Below are 23,616 nucleotides of genomic sequence, written 5' to 3'. Positions count from 1 at the left end.
CTAACCCTCGACATTGGCCCGCAACGCGGCCAGCACCTGTGCAAACTCCGCCAGCCTGTCGTCGGACAGTCCTTTCCGCAGCCGCTTGTCGAAGGCTAACGCGGCGGTGCGCAATTTCAGGAACAGCGCTTCTCCGGCTTGGGTCAGCTCCACCTGGTGAACCCGGCGGTTCTCGGGATCGCGGCGGCGCATCAGCAGGCCTTGCGTCTCCATGGCGTTGAGGTGGTGGGTCAGCGTTGCGCCCCGGATGCCGATCATGCCGGCGAGCTCGCGTTGGTTGGCCAGCTCCCGCGACTTGACCGACAGCAACGTGACCCAGACCGGCAGCGTGCCGCCTGCCTCGACCAAGGCAGCGTCGAAAGCCTGCGCAACCAGCTTGGCGGTGCGCGCGAGATTCATCCCGATCGGCGGGCGGTCAAAGGGCGTCATGATCCGACACTAGAACAAGGGCAAAGCCTAAGGAACCGGCTCGAGCTTATGCGTTGACATCTAATCATTTGATATCTATCAATATGCCTGGCGGTGGGCAAGAGAGGATATGCGGTCATGCAATATGTCTACATCATCGTCCTCGGCCTTCACGTCATGGCGGGCGTGTTCTGGGCCGGCACCACCATCGCGGTCGCCCGCGAACCGGAGATCAGGGCGGAACGTTTCTTCCGGCCGCAAATGGGCGCAGCCGGCGTGGTTTTCCTCACTGGCTTGCTGCTGTGGTATTTCTTCCACAACGGCTCTTTCGGCTCGATGGAGAAGGTCTTGGCGCTGGGCATCTTGACGGCGTTAATCGCCGCCGCGGTTCAGGGCGCGCTGGTGGGTTCCGCCAGCAGGCAGTTGGCCGGGGCCGATGCGGCGAAGCAAACCCAATTGCGCGCCAAGATGACAAAAGGCGAACGCATCGCTGGCGGCCTGTTGGTCATCACCGTGTTCTGCATGGCCACCGCCAGGATGTTTTGAGCGTCCTGCCGCAATCGCAAGATCGTACGGTGCCCGGCGATAGCCGGCGGCGTGCGCGGCGCGCAGACCGGACCGACGTGCCTGGTGGCTCTCCGTACGGAGGTTCGGCTGCGCGCCACCAATCAATCCAAAATATTCCTCAGATCCGCAAGCCGAACCTGATGCCGTCATAGATTGCGGCGTGGATGTTGCGCGAGGCTACTGCATCGCCGATGCGGAAGAGCACGAAACCACTCTGCGGATTGCGCACCGGAAAGATGTCGCCGCCATTGACCAGTTTTTCGTAATCGATCGCGCCGGCGTTCTTCGACAGCGGCTTCAGCGCCAGGTAGAGATCGTCGAGCGGCAGCGTGCCGTGCTCGACCACCACCTGGTCGACGCGCCGCTCGCCGCGCCAGCCATCGGCGAAGTCGGAGGCGAGCTCGGCGATCAGCTGGTTGCCTTCGCGCCGCACAGAACGTAGCCGTGTGTTGATGGTCACCGTGACCCCCTTTTCCTGGAAGGCGCGCATGTAGGGCACATGATTCATGCCGCCCATTTCCGGGGCGAAGAAGCGCTCTGGTGAAACCAGCTCCAGCCTGGCGCCGCTATTGGCGATCAGTTCGGCGGCACCCATGCCCTGGTGGCCGCCGTTGTCGTCATAGAGCAGCACGTTCTCGGCCGGCTTGACGCTGCCGGCCATGATGTCCCAGCTCGAGGTGACGAGATCGTCGCCCGCCGTCAGAGGCGGGTTCTGCGGCAGGCCGCCAGTGGCGACCACCACCACGTCCGGCGACAGCGCCAGCACGTCGTCCGTCTCCGCCCATTTGTCGTAGCGGATCTCGACGCCCAGCCGGTCGAGTTCGGCCAGGCGCCAGTCGATGATGCCGATCAATTCCTTGCGGCGCGGGTTTTGCGTTGCCAGCCGCACCTGGCCGCCGGCCTGGCTCGATGCTTCCAGCACCGTCACCTGGTGCCCGCGCTCGGCGGCGACGCGCGCTGCCTCCAGCCCGCCGGCGCCGGCGCCGACGACGACCACCTTCCGCTTCGGTCCCTCGGTTTTCGGAATAATATGCGGGATATCAGCCTCGCGGCCCGTCGCCGCATTGTGGATACACAGCGCCTCGCCGCCCTCATAAATGCGGTCGAGGCAATAGGTGGCGCCGACGCAAGGGCGGATCTCGTGCTCGCGGCCTTCCATCACTTTTTTGACGATATGCGGGTCGGCAATGTGGGCGCGCGTCATGCCGACCATGTCGAGCTTGCCGGTGGCGATGGCGTGACGCGCGGTGGCGACGTCGGAAATCCGCGCCGCATGGAAGGTCGGGAATTTCGTCGCCGCTCTCACCTCCCCTGCGAAGTCGAGATGCGGTGACGAGCGCATGCCGGTCACCGGGATGACCTTGGTCAGCGCCGCATCGGTCTCGATCGAGCCACGGATGATGTTGAGGAAATCGACCTTGCCGGAGCCGGCCAGCCGCCTGGCGATTTCGACGCCCTCCTGTTTCGACAGGCCTTTCTCGAAATCCTCGTCGGCGACCATGCGGATGCCGACGACGAACTTTTCGCCGACCGCGGCACGCACTGCGTCGAGCACCATTCCGGTGAAGCGCAGCCGGTTGTCGAGCGAGCCGCCGAAATCGTCGTCGCGCTGGTTGGTGGCCGGCGACCAGAAACCGTCCATCAGATGGCCGTAGGCTTCGAACTCGATGCCGTCGAGGCCGGCAGCCTGGCAGCGCTGCGCGGCCGCCGCATAGTCGGCGACGATGCGCTCGATATCCCAGTCCTCGATAGTCTTGGGAAAGGCGCGATGGGCCGGTTCGCGCACCGGCGAAGCCGACAGGACGGGCAGCCAGTCGGCCTTGTTCCAACCGGTGCGGCGGCCGAGATGGGTGATCTGTATCATCACCATGCAATCGTGCTCGTGGCAGGCATCGGTAAGCTCGGCGAGCCATGGCACGATGCGGTCGTCATAGACATGCAGATTGCCAAAAGCGGCCGGGCTGTCGCGCGAGACGATCGCCGAACCGGCGGTCATGGTCAGCGCCATGCCGCCCTTGGCCTTTTCGGCATGGTAGAGCCGGTAGCGTTCCTTCGGCATGCCGTCCTCGGAATAGGCCGGCTCATGGCTGGTCGACATCACCCGGTTCTTCAGCGTCAGATGCTTGAGCCGATAGGGCTGGAGGAGCGGGTCGTTGCTAGTCATCGTCTTCCTGCTGTTTCAAATTGTGCTAATGAGCGGCAAATTTTTGTTTTTACGCATGTCGCTGTCCCAAAATCGCTGCGCAGTTTTGGGCGACATGCAGCAAGGAACCTGCTCATGACCGATACGAAAAACCTCACCCAGCTCGGCACCAACGTCGAGGCGCCACAGAGCCCTGAAGCGGCAGTCCTGGAAACCGTGCCGTTTTCGCGCGGCGACGGCCCGCCGGCCATCGTTCGCTTCACCTGCCCGGAATTCACTTCGCTCTGCCCGGTCACCGGCCAGCCGGACTTCGCCCATATCGTCATCGACTACGCACCCGATGCGCTGCTGGTGGAATCGAAGTCGCTCAAGCTGTTCATGACCTCGTTTCGCAACCATGGCGCCTTCCACGAAGAATGCACCGTCATGATCGGCCGCCGCATCATCGCCGCGACCAAGCCATTGTGGTTGCGCATCGGCGGCTATTGGTATCCGCGCGGCGGCATTCCGATCGACGTGTTCTGGCAAACCGGCGCGCCGCCGGAAGGTGTGTGGCTGCCCGACACCGGCGTCGCCCCCTATCGCGGGCGCGGCTAATCGGACGGAGCGGCTCACCTGATCCCGGTCCGGCACAGGTTGGTCTCCAGGAAAGGCATCACCGCGTCGCGGTACCGCTGTTGGTCATAGCGATAGAGATCAACATGCCGCGCGCCGTCGAACCAGACCAGCTTTGCGTCAGCGCCTGCCGCATCTTTCAACGCCAGTGTCTGGCTGCGAGCGACAAACGGATCCGAATTGCCTGCTAGCAGCAATATCGGCCGATCAATCGCGCCGATGCGATCGACCGGCCTGACATCATCTACCCCGAAGCCAAGGCGGAGCTGCATCTGCGCCAAGAGGATGGTCGCCTGTACGTCGCGCAACATAGGCAAGGGCGCTCGCAACGCCGTGGTTTCCAGCAAAGTCGCGTAGAGCTGCTCCAGGACATAGGCATCGGCATGCTCCTGCTGAGCGCCAAATACAAAAGCAGCCGCACCGAGCGACGAGCCGATGGCCGCCACCTTGCGACCGGCGAAGCGTTGCCGCGCAAAGGCGAGGATGCGGCTGGCGTCCTGCCGTTCGATGTAACCAAAGCCTCTGATATCGCCGCCGCTTTCGCCATGTCCCGACAGATCGAACAGCACGATCGAGTAGCCGCTTTCGAAAAGCAGCTTCGCTCTTGGAACCATGGCCAGCTTGTTTGAACCGCGTCCGTGTAACAGCACGATTGTTCCGCAACTGTCCTGCCGATCCGCCACCCAACCGGCAAGATCGGGCGCGCCCTCCTGCTTCAGAACGATGCGCTCCACCGGTAACCCCACAGGCAGCGTGAAGCTTTGCTGAGGCACGCGGGCCACCGCGCGGCTTCCTGCCTCCCAGGTGACAGCGCAGGCCAGGACGCAAACCGCCGCGAATAAAGCAACCACGACAGGACCTCTTCTCATCGATCGGTCACGTGCACTTCGCATCAGTTGAGCGGCAGCCGCCGGTAACGGCCGGGACTGTTCGGATCGCTGAAATGGTGCATCGGCCCGTGTTCGGCAAAGTGCGCTGACCAGCGTTTCATTGCCGCCGGGGCGAGTTCGACACCCAGCCCGTCACCTTCCGGCACGCGCACCGTGTTGGCGATCTGTTTGAACGGGCCGTCCTTGATCACGTCGCCGATCTGCCAGCGAAACAGGGATTGCGACGCCTCGGTGATCCATGGCGTTGCCGCCACGACGTGCAGATAAGCCGATGTCATGATGCCGAGATCGTTCGAATAGCACCAGAACCCCTTGCCCATCGCCTCACAGGCGGCGATGAATTTCAGAGTTTTCGATAATCCGCCGAGTGCTGCGAAATTGCAGACGAAGTAATCCGGCGCACCGAGCGCGACTGCCCGTCTGAGATCCGGGATGTGCGTGGAGAACGGAATGCGCGAATGCTGGCGCAGCGCTGCCATCTCCTCGAAGGTCGCGACCGGATCCTCGTAATTGCGGATGTTGAACGGCTCGATCTCGCCCAGCACCCAGCGCGCTGTGGTCAGCGACCACTGCATGTTGGAATCGAGTTTGATCTGCGCTTTATCGCCAAGCGCCTCGCGCAGCATGCGCACTGTCCTGATCTCGAGCTCGGGATCGCCCATGATCAGCTTGCCCTCGAAGATCGTCGAGCCGTGCTGTTCTCGCATGCCGAGACAGTAGTCGACGATCGCTTCGGCGGTCATCTCGCCGCCGGCTCCGCCTTGAGCGGGGCGAAAGGCGAAATATTCCGAAAACGGAATGTCCTTGCGCACCGCGCCGCCGAGCAGCTTGTAGAGCGGCATGCCGAAGACCTTGCCTCTTATATCCCACAGCGCCAGTTCGACGGCGCCGAACGCCACCGTGGCTGCATTCTCGCCGGTGTTGGCGGTAATCTGCCAGGGCGGCACGCAGCGCGCCTCGCAGTCGGCGATGTCGAGCGGATCGGCGCCAATCAGCGCCGGCGCGATCTCGGCCTTGATCACCTCGCCGAAATGCCACCATGGCGCCTCGCCCAGTCCGACCACGCCTTCGTCCGTCTCGACCTCGATGATCGATTTCGAGGCGCCGCCGTAGAGACCAGCCGTCCACCAAAACGGAGCATCGAGCGGGACGTTGACGTGGGTGACGCGGATGTTGGTGATCTTCATCGGTCCGTTCTCACTCACACTGGTATTGGCTTAGCGCCCATTCGCCGGTCACCGAGAGCAGGTCCGATATCTTCCAGTCGCCATCGATCTTTTTGAACTTCCATTCCAGCCGGTGCGGATTGCCGGAGACGACAAAAGCGACGACGACCTTGGCCTCGTCGCCCTTGACCGCTTCGATGGTTTTCAGGCTCTTGTCGATCTCCGCCTTGTCGTATTCGGAATTGTCGAGCGCCATGTTGGGATCGAGGCACTCGCCCTGCCCCGATTTCCGCAGCGCATCGCTCTTGTCCAGCACCGACTTTGCCGGGTCGGTGAAATGGCCCCGCTGAGCCGGATCGACCTCGAGCCCGGCATGCTCGTAGAACGGCTTCACCACCGCGGTCGGCGAGCCCGGCTGCACGGCTGCGGCCGGCGCGTTTTCTGCCGGCGGCGAAACTGCCGGCGGAGGTGCCGCACTGTCGGCCGGCGCATTTGCGGGCGGCGCGCCGAATAGGCCCTGAGCGGCGGCGCTGCTCAATCCGGCCAGCAGGCACGCAGTCGCCAAAATCCAGGGACGGCAGCGAAGCACGGCATCACTCCGGCGACTGTCCGGCCAGGCATTCGAGCGCACTCAGGGTCCAGCCGCTGGTCTTCGAGGTAATGTCGGCGACCTTCCACTGGCCGTCGATCTTCTTCAACGACCAGACCATTTGGCGTTTGGAACCATCGCCTTCCGGAAAAAGGTTGAACGTCGCCGTCACCTCGGCGCTGTCGCCGTCCAGCGTTTCGGCCAGCGTCAGCGTCTTGGCCACGGTCTTCTCGTCATAGTCCTGCGCATCGAGACCAGGGGCGAAGTCGATGCAGGGAACTTCATCCGGATGGTTCTTTGCCGCATTGTCGTTCAATTCGAACAGTTTCGTCACCGGCGCGGTGAAGCGGTCGCGATATTGCGCATCGGCCTCGAACTTGACCGACGGGACATAAAAGAACTTCACGGCGTTGGCAGCAGGGCCGGCAAACGCGGCCGCCGGCACGGCCATCGAAAGCGCGGCAACAAAAAGTGGCAGTTTCATGGGTGTCCCCGATTGTTCACTGACGGAAGCTATCAGTACCACGCATCTTGCCCGTCGGCCTTCTTGCGGTCCATGAAATCCTGCAACGCGTCCTCTGCTGGCAACTCAGGCGTTCAGCCAGACGTTCTGGAGATCCATCTCGAAGGTTTGGTGGACACCGTAGTTCTTCACCTTCTCGTTCATGTGGCTGAACAGCTTCTGCCAAAACGGCTGAATGATGACGCCCGAATCCTGCAGGATCTGCTCGATATCCTTCATGACCTCGCGGCGCTTCTCGACGTCGATGAGCGAAAGAGCCTGCTTGAGCTTGGCGTCGAAATCAGGGTTCGAGTAGCCGGTTTCGTTCCAGGCCTCGCCGGTGCGATAGCCGAGCGCCAGCACCTGTACGCCAAGCGGGCGCATGTACCAGATGGTCATCGAATAGGGGTATTTCGTCCAGTCGTTCCAGAATGTCGATCCCGGCAGCACGGTGCGCTTCACCTTGATCCCGGCATCGCGCAGCTGGCCGGCAATAGCGTCGCCGGTGTTCTTCTGCCAATCGTCCTCGACGGTGATCAGTTCATGCTCGAAGTCGTCCTGCCCGGCATCGGCCATAAGCTTCTTCGCGCCCGCGGCGTCGCGTGTCTTCTTGGGCAGCGCGTAGTATTCCGGATGAATCGGGCTGACGTGGTGGTTTTCACCAACAGTGCCTCGCCCGGCGTAGCCAAGTTCGAGCACCGCTTTGTTGTCGACGGCCATCTGGAGGGCGTTGCGAACCCGCTTGTCGTCATAGGGCTTGTTCGTGATGTTGGTGCGGGCAACGAGCGTGGTCGCTGTCGCGACCTCCGATTTGACCAGCCCCATCTTGTCGAGGATGTCTATGAAGTCGGCCGGCGTCTCGAAGTTGAGGTCGATTTCGCCGGAGTCGAATGCATTTATCGAGGCGTTGAAATCGGTTCCGTAGTCGATGAATTCGACGCCGTCGAGAAGCGCTTCACCGCCCCACCATTGGCCATTCTCACGACGCCTGACGACCGCTTTCTGGCCGACCGCATAAGACACCAGTTCGAACGGCCCGGTGCCAATCGGCTTCTCAATCGGATTGGCGCCGTCGGCGTCGAAGTTGCGATGGACCACCAGCGCCGGATAGTCGGTGAAGTTCGGGATCAGCGAGATGTCCGGTTCGTTCAGCTTCAGCTTCACCGTGTTGTCGTCGACCTTGGTGATCGCCCCTTCCCTGGCCTTGCCGGTCTTTGCATCGATCAGCGCACCGACGCGCGCGGCCATCGAATTGCCGGCGGCAGCCTTCTCGCACCAGCGCGTCAGATTGTAGGCCACGTCATCGGCGTTGAAAGCATCGCCGTTGTTCCAGGCGATGCCCTTGCGCACATGCAGCACGTATTCGGTGGCGTCGTCGTTGACCTCCCAGCTTTCGAGCAGAACCGGCTCGAATGTGAACTGGCGGGTGTAGCGTACGAGCGGCTCGAGCCAGCAGCGTGAAATGTTCGCAAGTTCCACCCAGTCGTAGGTGCGCGTGTCCTTTTGCGCCTTCACCGACATCGAAACGTGCAGCGTTCCGCCTTTCTTCGGCTCTTCAGCCAAAGCCCGCTCCGGCACGGCAAGTCCAATCATGCCGTAGGCAAGGGCCGTCGATGCGCCGAAAGCGCTTGCCAGAGCGAGAAACTCCCGCCGGTCGACGCGACCGGCGCGCGCCTCGCTGGCCATTGCTTCGATGGCGCTCGGTACGCTATCGCCGTTGCTTCTGAAGAGTGTCATTTTTTCCTCCCTTATGGTTCGCATCGGGTCTTCGCCCGTGATCAACTAACGCTGTCCGGCAGTTTCTCCTCGCGCCGCGCAATCAAATCTTTGAGACCCTCGGCGATGCCCTCATCGAGCTTCGGCTCCTCATAATCGGCGAGCATGTTGCGCGCTTTCTCGCGGCCGCGGGTGTCGTGGTCCTTTGCTCCTTCCGCCTTCCACTGTTCGAACGAATTGAAGTCCATGATGCTCGGTATGAAGAAGGCGGACTCGAAATGTTCAAGCGTGTGCTGGGTGCCGAGGAAATGGCCCTGCGGTCCGACCTCGCGGATAGCCGCCATAGCCTCCTTGAAATCGTCGAATGGCAGCCCGCCAGCATATTTGTACCAGCCGACAAGCTGCTCGCAGTCGGTGGCAAATTTCGAATAGCCGCAGGTCAGGCCGGCCTCGAGCCAACCGGCGGAGTGCCAGATGTAGTTGGCGCCGGCAAGGATGGCGGCATGCATCAGCATGTTCGCCTCGTAGCCCGCCTGGGCGTCGTTCAGCTTCGAGCCGACATGGAAACCGGACGTGCGCCACGGCAGACGATACTTCCGCGCCAGGGCGCCCATGAGATACATCATCTGGGCCGCCTCCGGCGTGCCGCCCATGGGAGCGCCGGTCTTCATGTCGACCGTCACCATGAACTGTCCGTAGATCTGCGGCGAACCCGGACGCAGGAGCTGTGTGAACGCGACGCCCGCCAGCGCTTCGGCATTGACCTGCGCGACCGCACCGACGGCAGAGGCCGAAGTCGAGGCGCCGCAAAGGGCGAAGGGGGCGAGGATCAGCGGCTGGTTGTGGCGCGCATAGACTTTCATCGCGTCCAGCATGGTGGCGTCCCACACCAGCGGCGAATTGCAGTTGGTGATCGACACCAGAACCGGGTTGTCGCGGACAAAATCCTCGCCGAACACGATGCCTGCCATCGCCATCGTGTCTTCGGCTCGATCCCTGGAGGTCACGATGCCCATGAACGGCTTGTCGGAGTGCTTCAGCGCCGAATGGATGATGTGGAGGTGACGTTTCGGCACCGCGATTTCCATCGGCTCGCAGATGATCGAGCTCGACGAGTGCAGCGCCGGCGCCATGTAGGCGAGCTTGTGGAAATTGTTGAGGTCGGCGAGTGTGCCGTAGCGCCGGTTGTTGTCGAGGTCGCGCACGTAAGGCGCTCCGTACATCGGCACGAAGATGGAGTTGTTTCCACCCACACGTACGGAACGCTGGGGGTTCCTCGCATTGAGCGTGAACTCCGACGGGACCTTCGAGATGAGCTCCATCAGCAGGGCGCGGTCGATCCGGACCCTTGTCTCCGAGACATCGGCGCCCGCCGCCTTCCACATTGCGATCGCCTCGTCGTCGCGGAACTCGCATCCGACTTCTTCGAGGATGGAGAGCGACTCCTGGTGGATCAGCTCAACCGCCTCGTCCGGAACCATCTGATAGACGGGAATCTGGCGGACCAGGGTTGGAAACGACGCTATGGGTGCGCCCCGCAGCGCCTTGCGCCCCAGGCGGCCACCGCTGCGGCGGTTGGTGTGTTCGCTCACTTCAACGGCCGGTGCGTTCATGGAGACTCCATCTTCCTGTCTCGACCAATCTAGCCAGACAAAATGCGGCTGTGACGCTGGAAAATCCTGATCTCTTGTATAAGCTCAGCTTATGCGAAGCTTGCGCCACCTGCTGCCGTCGGCCGGCAGCCTGATCGTTTTCGAGGCCGCCGGGCGGCTGTCGAGCTTTACCGCCGCCGGGCGGGAGCTCGGCATGACGCAGGCTGCCGTCTCCTATGCGATCCGCGGGCTCGAAGAGCAGCTCGGCGCCAAACTCTTCCAGCGCCGCCACCGGCAAGTCAGCCTGACCGAGGCCGGCGACCGCTTCCATGCCGACGTCTCGCTCGGCCTGTCGCACATTCGCAAGTCGGCGGAGGATCTGCGCCAGATCGCCGTCGGCGCGCATGTGACACTCGCCGCCTCGACCGCCTTTGCCTCGTTCTGGATGATGCCGCGCCTGCAGCAGTTTCGCGACGAATTGCCGGGCATCGACCTGCGCATCCAGACCGCCGACCGCGATCTCGACATCATCGCCGAAGACATCCCGCTCGGCGTCCGTGGCGGCGAGCCCAGGGAATGGCCGGATTATCATTCGCTGCCGCTGGCCGATGAGGTGATATTCCCCGTTGCCGGCGTTAGTTATGTGGCACGGTTCGGGCTGCCGGAGCGTGTCGCGGACCTTCAATCGCACCGCCTTATTCATCTTGAAGAGCCGTTTCGCGAGGCCGCGAGCTGGGACGAATGGTTCGCCTCAGCCGGTGTCGACATCGCCGATGCCGGACGCGGCTTGCGCATCAACGACTATGCGCTGGTGATCCAGGCCGTCATGGAAGGACAAGGCATCGCGCTCGGCTGGGGTCACCTCGCCGAGCGGCTGCTGGCATCAGGGCTGCTGGTGCGCGTCACCGGCCACACGATGACGACCGGCAAGGGCTTTCATGTCATCTGGTCGAAGAACCGCGAACTCAGCGACAACGCCCGCAAGGTGCGGGACTGGCTGGCGGCGCAGGCGTGAGGCCGATAAATGCCCGGTCAAACGGTCACGACGATCTTGCCGAATTGCTCGTTCGATTCGAGATAGCGGTGCGCCTCGACGATCTGGTCGAACGGAAAGGTTCTGGCGATTGCCGGCTTCAGCGAACCCGAGCTCAGTCCGTCGAGGATGAACGCCTTGGCGGCCTGCAGCCGGACCGGATCGCGCACGATCTCATGGACGAGATAACCGCGCAGCGTTAGTGTCTTTGCTAGCACTGCAGGTAGCGGAAAGGGTGTCGGGTCGAGGCTCAAGCCGCCATATTCGATGAGAATGCCGCCCGGTGCCATTGCTGCCGTCAGAGGCTTGAAAATCGGGCCGCCGACGGCATCGAACACCACGCGCACGCCGTCCGGGCCGGCGATTCGCTTCAACCTGGCTTCCAGGTCCTCCTCTGCCGAGGCGATGACGTGGGCCGCGCCGAACTCAAGCAAAGCCCGCTTCTTGGCGGACGTCCGTGTGACCGCGATCGGGGTCGCGCCAATCATGTTGGCGATCTGGATCGCCGCAAGTCCGACGCTGCTCGAGGCCGCGGTAATGACAATAAAGTCCTCGCTTTGGAGGTTGGCAATGTCGATCAGCGCACCGTAGGCCGTGAGATATTGCATCCACGCTGCGGCGGCTTCTTCCCAACTCAGCGATGGTGGATGCTTGACGACGAGCTCGGCGGGATATGTGGCAATCTCACCATAGGCAGGCCAGCGGATCATCGACAATGGCGGCACGATGCTGACGGCATCGCCAGGCGCAAACCCGTCCACGCCTTCGCCGACCATCTCGACGATACCCGCCGCCTCGAGCCCAAGACCGGAAGGCAACGGCGCGGTCTGGATGTAGGTCCCCGAACGCAGCAGCGCCTCGGCGCGGTTTATACCCAACGCCTTGACGCGGATCTGAATCTCACCGCTCGCGGGCGCAGGCGTGTCAACATTCTCGATGCGCAGGACCTCGGGACCACCGAGCTCATGAAAGCGAACGAAACGTGCCATCGGTCACAACTCCAAAATATTTGAACTGAATCGGCTATGCCAGCGCTCGTCAGGCGGATAAATAGCCGCTTGAGTAGATCAGCAGAAACTGTGGGTTTTGAATATGGATCGCCTTACGAGCATGGCCGTGTTCGTCAAAGCCGTCGACCTGGGCTCGTTCGCGGCCGCGGCGGCGGCTCTCGATCTGTCCGGGCCGATGGTCGGCAAGCATGTCCGGTTTCTCGAGGAGCGCCTGAGCGTGCGCCTCATCAACAGGACGACGCGCCGCCAAAGCCTGACCGATTTCGGGCGCGCCTATTATGAACGCTGCCGGCTGGTGCTTGCCGAAGCGGAGGCCGCGGATGCACTCGCCGCCGACCAGCTTGCCGAACCGCGCGGAAAGCTGCGCGTCCTCATGCCGGTGCATTTCGGCCGGCGCTGCGTTGCCCCGATCCTGTTCGGGCTTGCGCAGCAATATCCGGCGCTGGAACTTGACCTGTCGTTCAGCGACGCCCTCGCCGACCTCGCCGAGGACGGCTGCGATCTTGCCATTAGAACGGGCGACCTGGAGGACCAGGCCGGGGTAATGGCACGTCGCATCGCGCGCCAGCACATGCTCGTCTGCGCATCGCCGTCCTATCTCGACCGGCACGGCCGGCCGCAGCAAATAGATGACCTCGGCAGCCATCACGCGATCATCTACCGCCGTTCCGGGCGTGCCGTTCAGCCGTGGCTGTTTCCGCGCAACGGCCACCCCGCGATTGAGGTCAGGCCCGTCAGCAGATTGGGGCTCGACGATCTCGATGCCATCGCCGATGCCGCGGCCGCCGGCATGGGGCTCGCCTGGCTGCCATACTGGATGGTTCGCGAGCGCATTCAGGCGGGCGTACTTGTCCCGCTGCTGCCGGAACAGCCACGGTTTCTCTATGACGCCCATGCGCTGTGGTTGCAGACGCCTCACCTGCCGATGAAAGTCCGTCTTGCCGTCGATGCACTGGCGGCAGCGCTGCCCAAGCTCATGACTTGAAGTGCACGAGCGGCCAGTCGCGATCAGCTGCGTGGATTTCCTCAATTCCGCCCTCCCGCATCGACCACGAATCCGCCTATAGTGCCCCATGCCGATCCGCCAGCTTTCCGAAACGATGATCAACCAGATCGCCGCCGGTGAAGTCATCGAGCGTCCGGCAAGCGTGGTCAAGGAACTGGTCGAGAACGCGCTGGATGCAGGCGCTACCAGAGTCGAGATCGTCACCGCCGGCGGCGGGCTGAACCTGATCCGCGTCAGCGACGACGGCTCGGGCATTCCGGAAAAAGAACTGGCGCTGGCGATCGCGCGCCATTGCACCTCCAAGCTCGCCGACAACATTCACGACATCCGTTCGCTCGGCTTTCGCGGCGAGGCCTTGCCGTCAATCGGCTCGGTGGCGCGGCTGTCGATCCGCTCGCGCACCGCGTCCAGTGAAAACGCCGCCGAGATCGGTATCGACGGCGGCCGCGTCTCCGCGGTCAGGCCGGCGGCGGCCAATCGCGGAACCACGGTCGAGGTGCGCGACCTGTTCTTCGCCACGCCCGCAAGGCTCAAATTCATGAAGGGCGAGCGCGCCGAAAGCACGGCCATCGGCGACGTGGTCAAGCGCATCGCCATCGCCTTTCCCGCCGTGCGCTTCACCCTGGCCGGCCCGGACCGCTCGACGCTGGAACTGCCGGCGACCGACGACAGCCCGGAAGGCCGGCTGCGCCGGGTGGCGCAGGTGATGGGCGCCGACTTTCCGGACAATGCGATCGCCATCGACGCGATGCGGGACGGCGTGCATCTCGCCGGCCATGTCTCGGTCCCCTCCTTCACCCGCGCCAACGCGCTGCAGCAATACGCCTATGTCAACGGCCGTCCGGTGCGTGACAAACTGATCGCCGGCGCCATTCGTGGCGCCTTCGCCGACGTGCTGCCGCGCGACCGCCATGCCGTCACCGTGCTGTTCCTGAGGCTCGATCCGGCGATCGTCGACGTCAACGTCCATCCGGCCAAGGCAGACGTGCGCTTCCGCGACCCGGGGCTGGTGCGCGGGCTGATCGTCGGCGCCATCCGCGAAGCGCTGGCCAATGCCGGCATCCGCGCCGCCACCACCGGGGCCGCCGGCATGATGACCGCGTTCCGGCCAGGCGCCGCATCCTATGCGCATGGCGGCCCGGCCAACGGTCACCGCAGCTACGAGGCCGCCTATCGGGCATCGGGCTTTTCCGGGTTCGATCCTGCCCGTTCGCCGCAGCGGCCGCTCAATATGGGCGACGGGTTCGGCGAGGACGAGCAGGCGGCCTTCGACGCCGGGCCGCTGCACAGCGCCGATGCGCGCGCCGGGCAAAACGAAGCGGCGGAAACGCTGCTCGGCACGGCGCTGGGCGCGGCGCGCGCGCAAGTGCACGAGAATTATATCGTCGCCCAGACCAGGGATTCGCTTGTCATCGTCGACCAGCATGCGGCGCATGAGCGGCTGGTCTACGAGGCCTTGAAGAACGCCCTCCACTCACGCGCGGTGCCGTCGCAGATGCTGCTGTTGCCCGAGATTGTCGATCTGTCGGAAGAGGATGCCGAGCGGCTTGCCAGGCATTCCGAGACGCTGGCCCGCTTCGGCCTCGGCATCGAGCGCTTCGGCCCCGGTGCCGTCGCGGTGCGCGAGACGCCGTCGATGCTCGGCGAGACCAACGTCCAGCAACTGGTGCGCGACCTCGCCGACGAGATCGCCGACAACGACACGGTCGACACGCTGAAGGAGCGGCTGGACAGAATAGCCGCGACCATGGCCTGCCACGGCTCGGTGCGTTCCGGCCGCCTGCTCAAACCGGAAGAGATGAACGCGCTGCTGCGCCAGATGGAGGCGACGCCCGGCTCCGGCACCTGCAACCACGGCCGCCCGACCTATATCGAGCTCAAGCTGGCGGATATCGAGCGACTGTTCGGGCGGCGATAAGGAACTCGCAGGGCGCAGCCCCCACCCGGACCTTCGGTCCGACCTCCCCACAAGCGGGAGGTAGGGAGCCCTACCCGCCGACGCCTCGCGAGGAGCTTACCCTCCCCCTTGTGGGGAGAGTCGCTGCGAAGCAGCGGGGTGGGGGGTACGAAAAGAGCCGCTGTACAGCGGCTCTTTTCGAGTCAGGCACAGCCCCAAACCCTTTGCTCACCTCTTCAAATTCACCACGATGACGCCGCCCAGCGCCAGCGCGCCGCCGAAGATGCCAAGCAGCGTCGGCACCTCGCCCAGCCAGAAGAAGCCGATCAGCGTCGCCATCGGCGACACCAGATAGAGGAAGTTCGAGGCACGCGCCGCGGGCAGGCGGGAAAGCGCTGTTGCCCAGGCAGCGTAGGCGATCAGGCTGGGTACGATGCCGAGAAAGATGACGGCGCCGAGCCCGGCGGTGTCGGCGACCGCCGCCTGCGCCAGACCGCTCGGCAGGAACGGCGACAGGCAGAGCGCGCCAAGCACCATGTTCGAGGCCGAGATCGTCAGCGGGTGATGGTGGGCAAACAGCGGCTTCTGGACGATGGTGTTGACGGCCGAGCACAGCGCCGAGCCGAGGACAAGCAGCGCACCATTGTTGAAATGCAGCCCTTGCCCCTCGCCCATGGCGATGATCCCGATACCGGCGAAGGACAGGAATGTGCCGGCCCAGGCGAGGCCCGAGAAGCGTTCGCCGAGCAGCGCCATGGCCATGATGGCGGTGAAGATCGGGCTGACATTGATGATGAAGCCGGCCGCACCGGCCGAAACGGTCAGCTCGCCGAAATTGAGCATCACCGTGTAGAGCGCGACGAAGACGGCACCACCGAAGACAAAGCGCCAGAGTTCATCGAGCCTGGGCAGCGCCGGCCGCTTGACCGCGAGGAAGATCGCCGCCGGAACCGCGGCGATGGCAAAGCGCAGCGCGCCAAGTTCCAGCGGCCCGAAAGCGGCAAGGCCGGCGCGGATCGCCGGAAAGGCGGAGGCCCAGCCGACCACCGTCAGCGCCACCGCGATGGCAGCCGTGGCATCCATGCGCTGTGTCGTATTCAACGTGCCGGTGTAAGCGCTCATCTGGGTGTCCTCGCGATCCAATGCCATGAAGTAGAGAAACGCTATTGCGGGTCGGTTGACAAACGAACAAATCGAGCATCACCTGTGACTATGGATCACAGCTTAGACCCGATGCTGCCGCTCGAAACGCTGCGCGCCTTCGACGCCGCGGCTCGGACCGGCAGCTTTTCGGCGGCGGCCGAGAAGCTCAACATCACTCACGGCGCCGTCAGCCGGCAGATCGCCAAGCTCGAGGGTTGGCTCGGGCTGAAAGTCTTCGATCGCGGCGCGCGCGGCGTCTCGCTGACCATCGAGGGCAACCGGCTGCATCTGCGCACCACCGAAGCCTTTGCCCTGATCGCCAGCAATTCGGATCGCTGGGTCGAGCCGCGCGGCACGGCGGTGGTGCGGCTGACCTCGATCCCTTCGGTCAGCGGGCTGTGGCTGATGCCGCGTATGGCGGCGCTGGAGAACCACCCGTCGAAGCTGCGTATAGTGCTCGACGTCGACATCCGCCAAGGCGATCTTGCCGACGAGGGCATCGACCTGTCGATCCGCTGCGGGCGCGGTCGCATTCCGGGCCGGATCTCGGTGCAGCTTTTCGAAGAATATGTGTTCCCGGTCGCCTCGCCGGAATTGGCCAGGGAGATCGGCCGCGGAGATCCTGCCCGGCTGCTCGAATTTCCGCTGATCAACGATTCCGACGCTTCGGCCTGGCGCGCCTGGTTTGCGGCGCAGGAGATGGACTATCGGCCGCGGCCGCACGACCGCCGTTTCGAGGACTACAATCTGGTGCTCGACGCCGCCGCGCACGGGCTCGGTATTGCGCTGGCACGTCCGCCGTTGACGGTGGACCAATTGAAATCGGGCCGCATCGTCGCCGTCGACGAACGCAGTGCGCTGAGCCCGATATCCTACTGGCTCGACCGGCCGCTGGGGCGCCCGCGCGCCGCCGCCGCCGAACTCGCCCGGCGCATCGCCGTCCAGGCCGGGCTGCCAGCGAAGAAGATCGAGCAGTTTATCACCGCCGAGGAATGAGAAGCGCGTCGCGTTCGACCGGCCTCATGCGACGCGCTTCAGGTTCTTGTGTTTATGCATGTCGCGCAAAACCGCTGCACACTTTTGCGCGACATGCATTGGCATCCGCTTTGCCGGCTTGTTCGAGCAAGTGTCACCAGAAACAGAACCACGCGAGGCCAACCGAGCTTGACCTCGCCGCAATTTGTGGCGATGACATCGTCATGAATTTCGGCACCACCCCATGATGAACCGTTTCGAAGGACCCGGCGGCAAGGAAGCCCGCATCCGCTATCTCGACGGCGACTTCCAGGTGACCAGCCCCGGCGCCTTCGTGCGCTGCGCGGTGACCGGCGAGAGCATCCCGCTCGACGAGCTCAAATACTGGAGTGTCGCCAAGCAGGAACCCTATGTGAATGCCGCCGCCTCGCTGCGCCGCGAGATCGAAGCGCATCCGGAACTGCGCCGCCGACGCTAGTCCAGCGCAATGAAAGCCGCCCCGTTGCGATCCTGCGCCCTCTGCCGCGGTGTCAGGCCGGCAACACCGAAACCTTAGAGGCCATGAAATAAAAAACCCGCCTCAAGTTCGAGGGCGGGCCACCGGCGAATCATCACTATACCCAAATTACTAGCATAGCTGCCGGCACAAAGCAAGAACAAAATACGTTCGACCGGCGGAAAGCCGCAAATTCCAGTCCCGCATTGCCTCGGTGCTCACGCTTCTGGTCAGCCTTTAAGCCGGCGCTGCCGCCAGGCATCCAGCGTCTCGTCGATGATGCGTTGCGGCACATGGTCGAGCTCGAAGACGGTGTCGATCTCCAGCACATCGAGCCCGTCGAGGAATTCCGGCGGTGCCGCGCCGTGACGCAGGCGGGCAGCGTCCTTGGCGGTGGTAATGAGACCAAGCCCGGCTTTACGTGCTGTCGCCGCCAATTCGGCAAGCTCGTCCGCACTGTAGAAATGATGGTCAGGAAACGGTCGGGTCAGCGCAAGCTCGCCGCCGGCCTCGGCTACGGTGTCGAAAAACCTGTCGGGATGGCCAATGCCGGCGAACGCCAGGAACCGCCTGCCGGCCAGCGTCACCTTGCTGCTCGGGGCAGTGTGCGCCTCGAAGATCGGCCTGCCGGCACGCGCTGCCTGGCGCACGACCGTATCGGCCGCGGTGCCCTCGCCCATCTTCAGCAAGGCGCTGGTGAAGACCAGTTGGTCGACGATCTTTGCCCGCAGCGGCCCGCCGGGGATGACGCGGCCATTGCCGATGCCATGGCGCGCATCGACAACGACCAGCGCATAGTCGATGTGGATACGCGCGCTCTGAAAACCGTCATCCATGATCAGGAAATCGCAGCCGAGCTTCTCCAGCAGAAGCCTGGCGCCGGCGGCCCGGTTCGGCGTCACCGCGACCGGGGCGTGTTCGGCCAGAAGCAGCGGCTCGTCGCCGACATGCTTGGCGGCATCGTGGTGCGGATCGACGATATGCGGCTGCGCGAAGGAGCCGCCATGGCCGCGCGACAGGAAACCCGGATTAAGCTGCATGCGCCTGGCCTGCTCGGCCAGCGCGATCGCCACCGGCGTCTTGCCGGTGCCGCCGACGGTGAAGTTGCCGACGCAGAGCACCGGCGCCTGGACCTTTTCACGCGGCGCGTGCCGCATGCGGCGACCGGCGACAAGCGCATAGACGGCGGAGAGCGGCGACAGCGCCGTGACCCGCCAGTCCGGCTCTTCCCACCAGAAGGGTGGCGCTTCCGAGGTCACGTCAGCGCCCGTTCGCGCCCTTCAGGCGCGACTTGACGACCAGCGGCTGGATATAGGGCTCGAGCGACCTGAGCGTATGCGCCAGCGCACCGCGCATCTCGTCGACCGTCGCCGCACCCGCCGCCATCATCTCATGGCGGGCCGCCTCGTTGGTCAAAAGGAAATTAACGGCGCCGGCCAGCATATCGCGGTCGCGCACCAGCTTGGCGCCGCCGCTATCGAGCAGGCGCTGATAGGCCTCGCGAAAATTCTGGACGTTGCGGCCGGCAAGCACCGCGGTCTCCAGCATGGCTGGTTCCAGCGGGTTCTGGCCGCCCTCGGAAGTCAGCGAACGGCCGACAAAGGCAATTTCCGTCAGCCTCAGATAAAGCCCCATCTCGCCGATCGTGTCGCCGAGCAGAATATCGGTGTCGGCGGTGATCCTGTCGCCCTTGCTGCGCTGCGCCAGCTTCAGGCCCATGCCGGAAATCTGGGCGGCCAGCTGCCCGGCGCGATCGGGATGGCGCGGCACGATGATCGTTAAAAGCCCGTGGTGGCGCTTGTGCAGCATGGCGTGAACTTCGGCGGCGACCGCCTCTTCGCCGTCATGGGTCGAGATCGCCGCCCAGGTCGGGCGGCCGCCGATCTGGCGTTTCAGCGCCGCCAGTGCCCGCTCGTCGGCCGGCGGCGGCGCGGTGTCGACCTTGAGATTGCCGGATACAGTGACCGGCCGGGCGCCGAGCGAAAGGAAGCGCTCGCCATCGAGATCCGACTGGGCGACGACATGGGCGAGATTTTCGAACAATGCTTCGGCAATGTTGGCGCGCTTCTTCCAGGACTTGAAAGAGCGGTCGGACAGCCTGCCGTTGACCAGAACCTGCGGCACGCGGCGGGCGCCGAGTTCCAGGATGGTCATCGGCCAGATCTCCGATTCGGCGATGATCGCCAGGTCCGGCTGCCAATGGTCGAGGAAGCGGCTGACCGCCGGCTTGAGGTCGAGCGGCACATATTGGTGGATGATGCGGTCGCCCAGCCGTTCTTCGGCGACCTGCGCCGAGGTGACCGTGCCCGTCGTCAGCACGATGTTGACGCCGTAATCGAGAATGCTCTCGACCAGCGGCACGACGGCGATGGTCTCGCCGACGCTGGCTGCATGGATCCAGATCACCGGGCCTTCGGGGCGCTCGCGTCCGGCGACGCCGTAGCGTTCGCGCCGGCGAATGCGATCCTCCTTGCCTCTGGAAGTGCGCCAGGCGACATAAGGCCCGGCCAACGGGTAGGCGGCCGCCCCCGCGAAACGGTATGCGGTCAGGAAGGCGCGCGCCCAGCGCACACTCATTTCGAACCGTCCACAAGGCGATAGGCCTCGGCGGTCGCGGCATTAAGCGAGGCCGTGACCTCCTGGCGCTTGCGTTCCATTTCGGCGGCGTCGGCGTTGGCCGGCACGAAGACAGGCGTGCCGACGACAATCGAGGAGCGGCCGAAGGGCAAGTTGATCGTCGTCTTGTCCCAGCTGCCCTCGATCACCTTGCGGCGGCTGGTGGCTATCGCGGCAGGCAGGATCGGCCGGCCGGACAGCCGCGCCAGAAGGACGACGCCGAGCCCCGCATCGCGCGGCGTGCCGTGGGGAATATCAGCAATCATGGCGACATTCTTGCCGGTGGCGAGCGACTTTTTGAGGGCGATGAGCGCCTTGGCCCCGCCCTTGTCGAGATGCCTTGCGCTTTCGCGCCCGCCAGAGCCGCGCACCGCCTCGATGCCGAATTTCTCGACCATCAGCGCGTTGAGCTCGGCATCGGCGCTGCGCGATACCATGGCAACCAGCGGCCGTCCCTTGGGATAGTAGGCCGGGGTCAGCAGGTGCTGGCCGTGCCAGAGCGCGATGATGCCAGGCTCGAGCTGCGCATAGGCGCCGCCGGAAAACTTGGCCGATCCGTCGACCATGCGGTTGGTCAAGCGGACAAGGCGGACGAAATACGCAAACAGCGCGGCAAGCGCATTCTTGACGAATCGCGACTGCGCCAGCGGTTCGCGGATCTTGCGCCAGAACGTCTTCGGCTTGCGACGTCTGACCGCCGACCGCGGGGCTGATCGCTTGACCGCTTCATGGTTCATCGATGTCAACCGACAGCCTTGTTTTCGGGGTCGAGCAGGCGGTGCAGGTGAACGACGAAATAGCGCATATGGGCATTGTCGACGCTAGCTTGCGCCTTGGCCTTCCAGACGGCGTGCGCCGATTGATAGTCCGGATAGATGCCGACAATATCGAGCGCGTCGAGATCGCGGAATTCGGTGCCGCCCAGCTTCTTGAGTTCGCCGCCGAACACCAGGTGCAAAAGCTGTTTCTTTCCGTCTTCAGCGGCCATGTCGATCCTTCACATATCGTGAGTTTGGGACAGGTCTAGACCAAAGCCGCCGACTTTGGAACTATTGATAGTGGTCAATTGTCCAGCCCGGCGATGACGCCGGCGAGCACGGCGAGGAGTTCGCCGCTGCCGGCGGCGAGCGGTCCGTGACGGATCACTTCGCCGGCATAGAGCGGCGCGCGGCCATGCCGATCGAGCAAGGCGCCGCCTGCCTCGCGCAGGATGAGATCGGCCGCGGCGATGTCCCAGTCATGCGCGTTGGCCTTGACGAAGGTGGCATCGAGCTGGCCGCCGGCGATCATCGCCAGCCGGTAGGCGAGCGAAGGAATATAGAGCACGCGCTTCAGCCGTTTGTGCCATTTCGCCGGCATCAGGTCGATCATCGCCTTCGGTCCGGCGATTTCGGCCGTTTCCGACGGCGGACGCACGCTGATGCGCCTGCCATTCAGGAACGCGCCCTCGCCCGGCAGCGCCCAATAGATTTCGCCCTTCGCCGGGCAGTCGAGCACGCCGGCAAGCGTTCGGCCGTTCTCGACCACAGCGACGCTGACGCACCATGTGGGCAGCCCTTCGAGGAAGCCGCGCGTGCCGTCGATCGGATCGACGACAAAGGTGCGGCGCGCGACGAGCCTTACCGGGTCGTCGACGGTTTCCTCCGACAGCCAGCCATAATCCGGCCGGGCCGCCAGCAAGGTCTCGCGCAGATATTTGTCGGCGGCGTGATCGGCTTCGCTGACCGGCGAGGTGCCGCCCTTCATCCACACCTGCGGATTGTTGTTGAAGTACTGCATGGCGATGAGTCCCGCCTCGCGGGCGGCATCGCGCAACAGCTGCAGGTCTTCAGTAGCGCCGGCCGAGACGGCCGGGTCAAGCTCCGGCAAGGGTCATTCCTTCGATCAAAAGCGTGGGCGCGGCAGTGCCGAAATTGCGGTCGAGATCGCTCGCCGGAACCATGTTGAGGAACATCGTCTTCAGATTGGAGGCGATGGTCACCTCGGCGACGGGATAGGCCAGCTCGCCATTTTCGATCCAGAAGCCGGAAGCGCCGCGGCTATATTCGCCCGTCACCATGTCGACGCCCTGGCCGAATACTTCGGTGACGTAGAAGCCGGTCTTGAGCGACTTGATCAGCTCTTCCGGCGTATTTTCCCCGGGCTCGATGGCGAGATTGGTCGACGACGGCGAGACCGACGAGCCGCTGCGCGAGCCGCGCCCATTGGTGACGAGGCCGAGTTCCCGAGCCGCCGAAGTCGACAGGAACCAGTGGTTGAGCACGCCCTTGTCGACCATGAACAGTTTTTCGCCCTCGACGCCTTCGCCGTCGAACGGGCGCGAGGCCTGTCCACGGCGCCGGAGCGGCTCGTCGGTGACGGTGATTGCGGCCGAAGCCACCTTCTTGCCCATCATGTCGCGGAGAAAGCTGGTCTTGCGCGCGACCGCGGCGCCATTGATGGCACCGGCAAGGTGGCCGGCAATGCCGCGCGCCACACGCGGATCGAACACCACGTCGACAGGCCCGGTCGCCGCCTTGCGCGCGCCAATGCGGCGTACGGCGCGCTCACCGGCCTTGCGGCCGATGTCTTCCGGCGCGTCGAGATCGGAAAAATGCTGGCGCGAGGAGAATTCGTAGTCGCGCTCCATGCCGGTGCCCTCGCCGGCGATCACGCTGGTCGAGCGTGAAAAACGCGAGGCGACGTAATGGCCGACGAAGCCGTGAGAGGTGGCGAGCACCAGGCCGCCGAGCCCGGCACTGGCGCCACTGCCGGCCGAATTGGTGACGCCCTTGACGGCAAGCGCCGCCGCTTCGGCGGCAAGCGCTGCTTCCTTCAACTGGTCCGCCGACACCTCGGTGGCGTCGAACAGATCGAGGTCGCGCGGTTTCTTGACCAGCAAGGCCGGGTCGGCGAGGCCCTGATAGGGATCTTCGGGGGACACCTTGGCCATGGCGACGGCGCGCTCGGCCAGCATATTGGGGTCGGATGCCGCCGTTGCCGAAACGCTCGCTACCCGCTTGCCGACGAAGACGCGCAGCGAGACGTCCTCGCTCTCGGACGCCTCTGTGCCTTCGACCTTGCCAAGCCGCACCGACACGCCGGTCGAGCGGCCGCGTACCGCAACGGCATCGGCGGCATCGGCGCCGGCCCGTTTGGCAGCCTCGACCAGGGCCGCGACGCGATCGGTCAGTTTCGCTGCGTCGAGCGTATCGGTCATGCGCATGATCCTGTTATTTCCGGCCGGCTGAAGGGCAGCCGCTGCTGCACCAT

Annotated in this window: 23 protein-coding genes; 7 read left to right on the top strand and 16 right to left on the bottom strand. The window is 64.2% G+C overall.

Annotation, left to right across the window (positions count from 1 at the left end; genetic code table 11):
- Complete coding sequence (locus tag NKI70_RS09270; protein WP_023674397.1) at positions 1-429, bottom strand: MarR family winged helix-turn-helix transcriptional regulator; 429 nt, start codon at positions 427-429, stop codon at positions 1-3.
- A 117-nt stretch (positions 430-546) separates the two neighbouring features.
- On the opposite strand from NKI70_RS09270, the gene NKI70_RS09265 reads away from it, so the two are divergent.
- Positions 547-954: a hypothetical protein gene (locus NKI70_RS09265; RefSeq protein ID WP_352650330.1), complete on the top strand. Its 408-nt coding sequence runs from the start codon at positions 547-549 to the stop codon at positions 952-954.
- 139 nt (positions 955-1,093) lie between these two features.
- Here the strand turns inward: NKI70_RS09265 and NKI70_RS09260 are convergent, their stop codons facing one another.
- Entirely contained in the window at positions 1,094-3,139 is a 2,046-nt protein-coding gene (locus tag NKI70_RS09260) for an oxidoreductase (RefSeq protein ID WP_352699083.1), read from the bottom strand.
- Between the two features lie 114 nt (positions 3,140-3,253).
- On the opposite strand from NKI70_RS09260, the gene queF reads away from it, so the two are divergent.
- Positions 3,254-3,715 (top strand): preQ(1) synthase, encoded by a 462-nt coding sequence (gene queF / locus NKI70_RS09255; RefSeq protein ID WP_023674394.1) that lies wholly within the window; start codon positions 3,254-3,256, stop codon positions 3,713-3,715.
- 14 nt (positions 3,716-3,729) lie between these two features.
- Here queF and NKI70_RS09250 read toward each other — a convergent pair whose 3' ends face one another.
- The 6 genes from NKI70_RS09250 to NKI70_RS09225 form a co-directional block, all read right to left on the bottom strand.
- The gene (locus NKI70_RS09250) at positions 3,730-4,515 is read right to left on the bottom strand and encodes an alpha/beta hydrolase (RefSeq protein ID WP_352569803.1); all 786 of its coding nucleotides are present in this window, start codon (positions 4,513-4,515) and stop codon (positions 3,730-3,732) included.
- 110 nt (positions 4,516-4,625) lie between these two features.
- Positions 4,626-5,810, bottom strand: a complete 1,185-nt coding sequence (locus tag NKI70_RS09245) for a mandelate racemase/muconate lactonizing enzyme family protein (protein ID WP_352452277.1) — start codon at positions 5,808-5,810, stop codon at positions 4,626-4,628.
- 10 nt (positions 5,811-5,820) lie between these two features.
- Positions 5,821-6,378, bottom strand: a complete 558-nt coding sequence (locus NKI70_RS09240; protein ID WP_352724502.1) for a hypothetical protein — start codon at positions 6,376-6,378, stop codon at positions 5,821-5,823.
- Positions 6,379-6,382: 4 nt separating this feature from the next.
- The gene (locus tag NKI70_RS09235) at positions 6,383-6,862 is read right to left on the bottom strand and encodes a DUF3828 domain-containing protein (protein WP_352724501.1); all 480 of its coding nucleotides are present in this window, start codon (positions 6,860-6,862) and stop codon (positions 6,383-6,385) included.
- Between the two features lie 105 nt (positions 6,863-6,967).
- Positions 6,968-8,617, bottom strand: a complete 1,650-nt coding sequence (locus NKI70_RS09230) for an ABC transporter substrate-binding protein (RefSeq protein WP_352724500.1) — start codon at positions 8,615-8,617, stop codon at positions 6,968-6,970.
- A 41-nt stretch (positions 8,618-8,658) separates the two neighbouring features.
- A complete protein-coding gene (locus tag NKI70_RS09225; protein WP_352542341.1) occupies positions 8,659-10,209 on the bottom strand; it encodes a trimethylamine methyltransferase family protein in 1,551 nt (516 codons plus the stop codon).
- 91 nt (positions 10,210-10,300) lie between these two features.
- Between NKI70_RS09225 and NKI70_RS09220 the strand changes: the two genes are divergently transcribed.
- Positions 10,301-11,203, top strand: a complete 903-nt coding sequence (locus NKI70_RS09220) for a LysR substrate-binding domain-containing protein (protein WP_352569797.1) — start codon at positions 10,301-10,303, stop codon at positions 11,201-11,203.
- Positions 11,204-11,220: 17 nt separating this feature from the next.
- Here NKI70_RS09220 and NKI70_RS09215 read toward each other — a convergent pair whose 3' ends face one another.
- Positions 11,221-12,210, bottom strand: coding sequence for a zinc-dependent alcohol dehydrogenase family protein (locus NKI70_RS09215; protein ID WP_352542339.1), 990 nt, complete (start codon positions 12,208-12,210; stop codon positions 11,221-11,223).
- A gap of 103 nt (positions 12,211-12,313) precedes the next feature.
- Here NKI70_RS09215 and NKI70_RS09210 point away from each other — a divergent pair, with 103 nt between their 5' ends.
- Both NKI70_RS09210 and mutL read left to right on the top strand, forming a co-directional pair.
- The gene (locus NKI70_RS09210) at positions 12,314-13,216 is read left to right on the top strand and encodes a LysR family transcriptional regulator (RefSeq protein ID WP_352569795.1); all 903 of its coding nucleotides are present in this window, start codon (positions 12,314-12,316) and stop codon (positions 13,214-13,216) included.
- 88 nt (positions 13,217-13,304) lie between these two features.
- Complete coding sequence (gene mutL / locus NKI70_RS09205; RefSeq protein ID WP_352569794.1) at positions 13,305-15,155, top strand: DNA mismatch repair endonuclease MutL; 1,851 nt, start codon at positions 13,305-13,307, stop codon at positions 15,153-15,155.
- Positions 15,156-15,362: 207 nt separating this feature from the next.
- Here mutL and NKI70_RS09200 read toward each other — a convergent pair whose 3' ends face one another.
- Positions 15,363-16,256 (bottom strand): DMT family transporter, encoded by an 894-nt coding sequence (locus NKI70_RS09200; protein WP_352474383.1) that lies wholly within the window; start codon positions 16,254-16,256, stop codon positions 15,363-15,365.
- Positions 16,257-16,346: 90 nt separating this feature from the next.
- On the opposite strand from NKI70_RS09200, the gene NKI70_RS09195 reads away from it, so the two are divergent.
- Both NKI70_RS09195 and NKI70_RS09190 read left to right on the top strand, forming a co-directional pair.
- Positions 16,347-17,273: a LysR substrate-binding domain-containing protein gene (locus NKI70_RS09195; protein WP_352699095.1), complete on the top strand. Its 927-nt coding sequence runs from the start codon at positions 16,347-16,349 to the stop codon at positions 17,271-17,273.
- 223 nt (positions 17,274-17,496) lie between these two features.
- On the top strand, positions 17,497-17,730 hold the full coding sequence (locus NKI70_RS09190) for a DUF2093 domain-containing protein (RefSeq protein ID WP_352724499.1): 234 nt from the start codon (positions 17,497-17,499) through the stop codon (positions 17,728-17,730).
- Between the two features lie 248 nt (positions 17,731-17,978).
- Here NKI70_RS09190 and lpxK read toward each other — a convergent pair whose 3' ends face one another.
- From lpxK to NKI70_RS09160, 6 genes are all read right to left on the bottom strand, one after another.
- On the bottom strand, positions 17,979-19,007 hold the full coding sequence (gene lpxK / locus NKI70_RS09185) for a tetraacyldisaccharide 4'-kinase (protein ID WP_352724498.1): 1,029 nt from the start codon (positions 19,005-19,007) through the stop codon (positions 17,979-17,981).
- Position 19,008: 1 nt separating this feature from the next.
- Positions 19,009-20,325 (bottom strand): lipid IV(A) 3-deoxy-D-manno-octulosonic acid transferase, encoded by a 1,317-nt coding sequence (waaA, locus tag NKI70_RS09180; protein ID WP_352474386.1) that lies wholly within the window; start codon positions 20,323-20,325, stop codon positions 19,009-19,011.
- On the bottom strand, positions 20,322-21,101 hold the full coding sequence (locus NKI70_RS09175; RefSeq protein ID WP_023717166.1) for a lysophospholipid acyltransferase family protein: 780 nt from the start codon (positions 21,099-21,101) through the stop codon (positions 20,322-20,324). The genes waaA and NKI70_RS09175 overlap by 4 nt, the downstream gene beginning before the upstream one ends.
- A gap of 5 nt (positions 21,102-21,106) precedes the next feature.
- A complete protein-coding gene (locus tag NKI70_RS09170; protein ID WP_023674378.1) occupies positions 21,107-21,352 on the bottom strand; it encodes a DUF4170 domain-containing protein in 246 nt (81 codons plus the stop codon).
- Between the two features lie 74 nt (positions 21,353-21,426).
- Positions 21,427-22,233, bottom strand: coding sequence for a 3'(2'),5'-bisphosphate nucleotidase CysQ (locus NKI70_RS09165; RefSeq protein ID WP_352569792.1), 807 nt, complete (start codon positions 22,231-22,233; stop codon positions 21,427-21,429).
- The gene (locus NKI70_RS09160; protein WP_352457105.1) at positions 22,220-23,563 is read right to left on the bottom strand and encodes a TldD/PmbA family protein; all 1,344 of its coding nucleotides are present in this window, start codon (positions 23,561-23,563) and stop codon (positions 22,220-22,222) included. The genes NKI70_RS09165 and NKI70_RS09160 overlap by 14 nt, the downstream gene beginning before the upstream one ends.
- Between the last annotated feature and the right edge of the window lie 53 nt (positions 23,564-23,616).

It is taken from the genome of Mesorhizobium sp. M0500, from assembly GCF_040321165.1.
Lineage (GTDB): Bacteria > Pseudomonadota > Alphaproteobacteria > Rhizobiales > Rhizobiaceae > Mesorhizobium.
Note: the sequence above shows the minus strand (reverse complement) of the source record. Positions and strands in the feature narration are given on the sequence as shown.